Genomic DNA, 6,800 nt, shown 5'->3' with positions numbered 1-6,800 from the left:
CGGGCCGTTCTGTCCGATCACCACGCCGTGGCGCCCGGAGACACGGGAATCCCCATCGGCCATGTGGCCCGCGCCCTGTTCGTGAACCACTGGAATCAGACGGATACCGGCGGGCGCGAAGATGTCCATGGCGTCCATGAAGGCCGAGCCCATGATGCCGAACATCTCGGTGACGCCGTTGGCGGCGAGCGTTTCAACGAACGCTTCAGAGGGGGTCATGGCCTGGGGGCCGGTGCGCGCGGCGGCGGCGCAAGCGCTGCTGGCAGTGGGGTCTTGCTCGCTCATGGTGGGGGTCTCCGGATTTATCGATAAAACGGAACGTATGGTTCCGAAAAGTGCAGTTCATGAGGAAAGATAAAATAAGATCAACCCACCGTCAATCCACATTTACAATAAACGGTATGATTTGTATCTATTAATGACGTGTTTGCGTGTCGGGGAGGGAGCTGGGGCCTCGGAAGAGACGGCGGGCGGTTAAAATGTTGCTGCGAGCCGAGGACCTTGGCAGACGTGAACGCCTCTCGAAGCCTGCAAAATCACTCGCTCATCTACTCTTCGTGCAGCCTTTAAACGCCACACATCGATACTGGACACCCTTCCTATGAATCAATCCGCGGTCCTCAAACCAGCCGCTTCCGAAACGGGCGATCCCTTTCTCCTGACGCCCGGACCGCTGACCACCTCGCGTACCGTCAAGGCATCGATGGCGCACGATTGGGGCTCGCGCGATGCGAGTTTTGTCGCGATCAACAAGGCGGTGCTCGCGCGACTCGCCGAGATCGTTCACGGCGAGGGCGACTACGTAACGGTGCCCATGCAAGGCTCCGGCACCTTCGCCGTCGAAGCCATGCTGACGAGTTTCGTGCCGCCGACCGGAAAGGTCCTCATGCTCATCAACGGCGCTTATGGCCAGCGCGCGAAACGCATTCTCGACATCGCCCGGCGTAAGACCGTCGCCCATGAAACGGCCGAAGATGCGCCGCCGGAGCTTAAAAAGGTCGAGGCAATACTGAAGCGCACGCCCTCGATCACGCATATCTTCGTGGTCCATTGCGAGACGACCTCGGGCATCCTGAATCCGATTGCCGAGATCGGTGCACTCGCGGCCAAGTACAAAAAGGGCTATCTCATCGATTCAATGAGCGCCTTCGGCGCGCTGCCGATCGATGCGCCCGCGATCCACGCAGACGCGGTGGCGGCGTCTTCGAACAAGTGCATCGAGGGCGTGCCGGGACTTGGCTTCGTCGTGTGTCGGCGCGATGCACTTGCGGCGACAAAGGGCAATGCCACCACGCTGGTTCTCGACCTGTACGACCAGTGGGCGAATTTCGAAAAGACCGGGCAGTACCGGTTCACGCCACCTACGCATGTGATCGTGGCGTTTCACCAGGCGCTTCAGGAATTTGATGCTGAGGGGGGTGTTGGCGGCCGAGGGGGGCGGTATCGGAACAACTGCCGCGTTCTGGTCGACGGCATGAAGGCGCTCGGCTTTGAGCTCTTGCTAAAGGCAGATCTGCAGGCGCCGATCATCGTGACCTTCCGGATGCCGGCCCATCCACGCTTTGTCTTCGAGCGTTTCTACGATGGACTGAAAACACGCGGTTATGTGATCTATCCCGGCAAGCTGACGATTGCGGAATCGTTTCGTATCGGTTGCATCGGCCGGCTATATGAAAAGGAGATGCACGGTTTGATCGCCGCCGTGCGTGACGTGCTGGATGAAATGGGTTTAACCAGCCTGACTGCCGCAACGACTGAGTAAAGACTCGGAAACGCGACGATAGGCTGACGCGCTTCGCCGGGCGGCATGCCCGGCGAAGGCGCGTTTGACTTCCATCGCGCGGTTGCCGCGGGGCTACTTGAAATCCGCTGCATGCCTGCGTCCGCCGATCCATCGCACCAGTTCACCGAACATCGCCATGGTGGGCGGCACGGACAGGTCCATCGCGAGGCAATGCCGGTAGTAAGGGCTGAGATCCAGCCCAACGCCCAATCCCAGCACTTCCACATCCCGCGCAGATTCGTGGCGCGCAATAACTTCGCGCAGATGATTGTCGAGATAGCTCGCGTTGTTGGCCAGGACGGTGGCGCCTTCCATCGGGCTGCCGTCTGAAATCACGATCACGATTTGCCTTCGCTCGGCGCGTGCAAGCAGCCGTGTGCACGCCCAGTCGATCGCCTCGCCATCCACGCCTTCGCGAAACAGGTCGGCCTTGAAGAGCGCGGCGATGTCGCCGCGGGCTCGTCGCCAGTTGGTGGATGCGTCCTTGAACACCATGTGCGAGAGTTCACATAGCCGGCCAGGATGAGTCGGTCGCCCACCAGCCAGCCAGTCGAGACGGGCCCGACCTCCGTTCCACGCGCCCGTGGTGAATCCCAGCACCTCGGTACCCACTCCCGCCTGGTCTAGAGCGCGCACGAGCGTGTCCACCATGACGGCCACCGCTTCAATATGCGCGCGCATCGAGCCCGAGCAGTCGATCAGGAAGCTGACTGCACAATCCGCCAGCAGCGTGTCCCGTTCCAGCAGGAAGAGGCGGCGCTCAGCAGGAGAGCTAACGAGTTGCGCGAGGCGCCGCCCGTCGATGCGGCCATGTTCCTCGCCGAACGACCAGCCGTCGCGCTGCGGGATGGCGAGCGCAATCCGCAGCGCGTGGGCCAGCCGGGGTACGTTGATCCCTTGCGTCGCAATGCGCTCATCAAGGCGCTCCCGATACTCCGCAAGCAGCGCTTTGCGCACGAGCGCGCCCGGATGAATCTCCTGGTCATAGCGCTTGGTAAAAATACGATAGCCGTCGCCGGACGCCCCCGCTACACGTCCTGCGCCGGTAACGGTGGCTGCCACCGACTCGTCTTTATCCGCGTTCTCGTTGTCATCGAAATCGAACCATAGCGATAAGGCCGTGCGTGTGGCTTCGTCGTCTGTCTTATCCGATGAATCGTCCAACGTGTGTTGCTCACGCGCGTCCCGGATCATTTCGCTCACGAGGCGAGCCATCTCGAGCGCGTGGATCGCGAACACACTCTGCTCTGCACGATGCCGCCGCAGCCCCGCTAAAGAAACGCCCAGCGACGGTGCAATCCCCGCGCGCGTATGTTCGATCAGGCCCTCCGTTTCTTCGAGCACCGGCCAGCCCGAGAGGCGCGACCATGAAATTTGCGCGACGGTATAGAGCAAGTTGCCGATATGGTTTTCCGCCTGTCCAGAGCGATAAAAACCTAGGGACCACGCTTCGAACTGCTGACGAAGGTTACTCACAAGACCGGGCATGCCGGGCGGCGTCAGGCTTTCGCAGCGCAGTTGCTCGAGCAGTTCGAACACGAGGCGCGCGAGCGGATCGGCGGGGCATAACTGGCTATGCAGGGTCGCGTCGGAGCGCATCAGGCGCAGGGCGGCGCCATCGGCCACGCCGCGCAAGGAGTCGAGGCTATTCGCCACCCTATTCGCCACTGTATTGCGGCGCAGATGCGGCGCATTGAGCGGCAGCGGGCGCAGGTCGCGGCACAAGCGGCCGTTGCGGTAGTCGAGTGCGGCGTCGCCTGTGAGGGCGCGTACTGCCGATGCGCAAAGGTTCTCGCGCTGCTCGCGGCGGCGAATCGCCTGCCGGTCCGTCTCCATCAGCGAGACTCCGTTGCGAGGCGCTTTCGCTCGGACATGTCATCCAGCTCCTCGCCAAAGCATCGCTGGAAATACTCGGCAACGATCGACCGTTCCGCCTCGTCGCACTTGTTGAGGAACGTCAGACGAAACGCGCGCGCAGGATCGTGGAAGATCTGGCAGTTCTCTGCCCAGTCGATGACTGTACGCGGTGACATGAGTGTCGATATATCGCCAGTCGTGAAACCTTTGCGCGTGAGCTCGGCCACGCTCACCATGGATTCAATCAGTGCGCGGCCGGCGTCGTCGGCAAGCGCCGGCACGCGCGCGAGCACGATCCCCAATTCTTCCGCGCGCGGCAGGTAATTGAGCGTGGCGACCACGTTCCAGCGGTCCATCTGCGCGTGGTTCAGCATCTGGGTGCCGTGATACAGGCCGTTTATGTTGCCCAGACCCACCGTGTTGGTTGTGGCGAACAGGCGGAAGTACGGGTGTGGACGGATCACGCGGTTCTGGTCGAGCAGGGTGAACCGGCCGTCGCGCTCCAGGATGCGCTGGATCACGAACATTACGTCCGGGCGGCCGGCGTCGTATTCGTCGAAGATCAGCGCGACCGGCCGCTGCAGCGCCCACGGCACGATGCCCTCCTGGAACTCTGTCACCTGTAAGTCGTCACGTACGACGATTGCATCCTTTCCTACGAGGTCAAGGCGGCTGATATGCCCATCGAGATTGATGCGCACGCACGGCCAGTTGAGCCGCGCCGCCACCTGTTCGATATGCGTCGACTTGCCCGTGCCGTGCAGCCCCTGCACCATGACCCGGCGGTTGCGCGCGAAGCCGGCGAGGATCGCTGTTGTCACTTCCGGGTTGAAGCGATAAACCTCATCGATTTCCGGAACGTGGTCGTCCGGTTCGCTGAAGGCGGGCACCATCAGGTCGGAATCGATGCCGAACAAGGCGCGTACCGCGACCATCTTGTCCGGCTTGTTCATTGCACCCATACCGCCCGCTGCACTGCTCGTCGCACCATCAGTCACTTCTTTCTCCTGTGTCGTGTCATCGCGGCAACGCGTTCATCAGCGCAGCCAGCTTACTTGGCGCTCATCATAACTTTCTTATTTTTTAGATACAAATCATACCGTTTATTGTAAATGTGGATTGACGGTGTGTTGATCTTATTTTATCTTTCCTCATGAACTGCACTTTTCGGAACCATACGTTCCGTTTTATCGATAAATCCGGAGACCCCCACCATGAGCGAGCAAGACCCCACTGCCAGCAGCGCTTGCGCCGCCGCCGCGCGCACCGGCCCCCAGGCCATGACCCCCTCTGAAGCGTTCGTTGAAACGCTCGCCGCCAACGGCGTCACCGAGATGTTCGGCATCATGGGCTCGGCCTTCATGGACGCCATGGACATCTTCGCGCCCGCCGGTATCCGTCTGATTCCAGTGGTTCACGAACAGGGCGCGGGCCACATGGCCGATGGGTATTCCCGTGTCTCCGGGCGCCACGGCGTGGTGATCGGACAGAACGGCCCGGGTATCAGCAACTGCGTCACCGCCATTGCTGCGGCTTACTGGGCCCATAGCCCGGTGGTGATCGTCACGCCTGAAGCCGGCACCATGGGCATCGGGCTGGGCGGCTTCCAGGAAGCGCGTCAGTTGCCGATGTTCCAGGAGTTCACCAAGTACCAGGGCCACGTCACGCATCCCGCGCGCATGGCTGAATTCACCGGACGGTGTTTCGATCGCGCCAAGGCCGAGATGGGACCGACCCAGCTCAATATCCCGCGCGATTACTTCTACGGCCAGATCAAGGCCGAGATCCCGAAACCGCAGAACCTGGATCGCGGCCCCGGCGGCGAACAGAGCCTGAACGAAGCGGCAGAGCTGATCGCGCAGGCCAAGTTTCCGGTCATCATCTCAGGCGGTGGCGTGGTGATGGGCGATGCCATCGAGCAGTGCCAGGCGCTGGCCGAGCGGCTCGGCGCGCCGGTGGTCAACAGTTACCTGCACAACGATTCGTTTCCAGCCAAGCACCCGCTGTGGTGTGGCCCGCTCGGTTATCAGGGCTCCAAGGCCGCCATGAAGCTGCTGGCGCAAGCCGATGTGGTGATCGCGCTCGGCTCGCGTCTTGGACCCTTCGGCACGCTGCCGCAGCACGGCATGGACTACTGGCCCAAGGACGCGAAGATCATCCAGATCGATGCCGATCACAAGATGCTCGGGCTCGTTAAAACGATCTCGGTGGGCATCTGTGGTGATGCGAAGGCAGCCGCCATTGCACTGAGCCAGCGGCTCGATGGGCGCACGCTTGCGAGCGATGCCACGCGTGAGGAGCGCGCGCGCCAGATCGCGGTGGAGAAAGCGGCATGGGAGAAGGAGCTCGACGAGTGGACCCACGAGCGCGATGCCTACAGCCTGGACATGATCGAGGAGCAGAAGCACGAGCGGCCCCTGGGCGGTGGGCAGTATCTGCATCCGCGTCAGGTGTTGCGCGAGTTGGAGAAGGCGATGCCCGAGGACGTGATGGTGTCCACCGATATCGGCAACATCAACTCGGTGGCCAACAGCTATCTGCGCTTTAACAAGCCGCGCAGCTTCTTTGCCGCGATGAGCTGGGGCAATTGCGGCTATGCGTTTCCGACCATCATCGGGGCGAAGGTGGCCGCACCTCACCGCCCGGCCGTGTCTTATGCCGGAGATGGCGCCTGGGGCATGAGCCTGATGGAGACCATGACCTGCGTGCGTCACAACATCCCGGTGACGGCGGTGGTGTTTCATAACCGGCAGTGGGGCGCGGAGAAGAAGAACCAGGTGGACTTCTATAACCGGCGTTTCGTAGCCGGCGAGCTGGATAACCAGAGCTTTGCGGAGATCGCCAAGGCCATGGGCGCTGAAGGGATCGTGGTGAACCGGCTCGAGGACGTGGGCCCTGCGCTCAAGCGTGCGATCGATTTGCAGATGAATCAAGGCAAGACCACCATCATCGAGATCATGTGTACGCGTGAGCTCGGCGATCCGTTCCGTCGTGATGCACTCGCTAAGCCCGTGCGCATGCTCGATAAGTACAAAGACTACCTGTGAGGCCTGGGGCTTGACCCGTTCATCGCTCCAAGTCGGCGATGAACGGGTCGCATCTGCCGTCTTGCCGACGGTAAATTTTAGTTTGAGCAAGTTTTTCGGCTGCTGTCAGAACC

5 protein-coding genes are annotated in these 6,800 nt (G+C 61.6%); 2 read left to right on the top strand and 3 right to left on the bottom strand.

Annotated features, from left to right (window positions below):
- Positions 1–285, bottom strand: a 285-nt coding sequence (locus BSU04_RS05430) for a thiamine pyrophosphate-binding protein (protein WP_256982183.1), incomplete at its 3' end; no start/stop codon positions are given.
- Positions 286–601: 316 nt separating this feature from the next.
- On the opposite strand from BSU04_RS05430, the gene BSU04_RS05425 reads away from it, so the two are divergent.
- Entirely contained in the window at positions 602–1,762 is a 1,161-nt protein-coding gene (locus tag BSU04_RS05425) for a 2-aminoethylphosphonate--pyruvate transaminase (protein ID WP_089159628.1), read from the top strand.
- 93 nt (positions 1,763–1,855) lie between these two features.
- Here the strand turns inward: BSU04_RS05425 and BSU04_RS05420 are convergent, their stop codons facing one another.
- On the bottom strand, positions 1,856–3,619 hold the full coding sequence (locus BSU04_RS05420; RefSeq protein WP_089159627.1) for a cobaltochelatase CobT-related protein: 1,764 nt from the start codon (positions 3,617–3,619) through the stop codon (positions 1,856–1,858).
- Complete coding sequence (locus tag BSU04_RS05415) at positions 3,619–4,602, bottom strand: AAA family ATPase (RefSeq protein WP_089159645.1); 984 nt, start codon at positions 4,600–4,602, stop codon at positions 3,619–3,621. The genes BSU04_RS05420 and BSU04_RS05415 overlap by 1 nt, the downstream gene beginning before the upstream one ends.
- Positions 4,603–4,854: 252 nt before the next feature.
- On the opposite strand from BSU04_RS05415, the gene xsc reads away from it, so the two are divergent.
- Positions 4,855–6,687: a sulfoacetaldehyde acetyltransferase gene (xsc, locus tag BSU04_RS05410; RefSeq protein ID WP_179258211.1), complete on the top strand. Its 1,833-nt coding sequence runs from the start codon at positions 4,855–4,857 to the stop codon at positions 6,685–6,687.
- Positions 6,688–6,800 lie beyond the last annotated feature (113 nt).

Source organism: Caballeronia sordidicola (assembly GCF_002220365.1).
Taxonomy (GTDB): domain Bacteria; phylum Pseudomonadota; class Gammaproteobacteria; order Burkholderiales; family Burkholderiaceae; genus Caballeronia; species Caballeronia sordidicola_C.
This window is presented reverse-complemented; position numbering and strand designations above follow the sequence as displayed.

Coding starts and splice junctions, on each gene's coding strand:
- BSU04_RS05425 (WP_089159628.1), top strand. CDS start 602: ATGAATCAATCCGCGGTCCTCAAACCAGCCGCTTCCGAAACGGGCGAT.
- BSU04_RS05420 (WP_089159627.1), bottom strand. CDS start 3,619: ATGGAGACGGACCGGCAGGCGATTCGCCGCCGCGAGCAGCGCGAGAAC.
- BSU04_RS05415 (WP_089159645.1), bottom strand. CDS start 4,602: ATGGGTGCAATGAACAAGCCGGACAAGATGGTCGCGGTACGCGCCTTG.
- xsc (WP_179258211.1), top strand. CDS start 4,855: ATGAGCGAGCAAGACCCCACTGCCAGCAGCGCTTGCGCCGCCGCCGCG.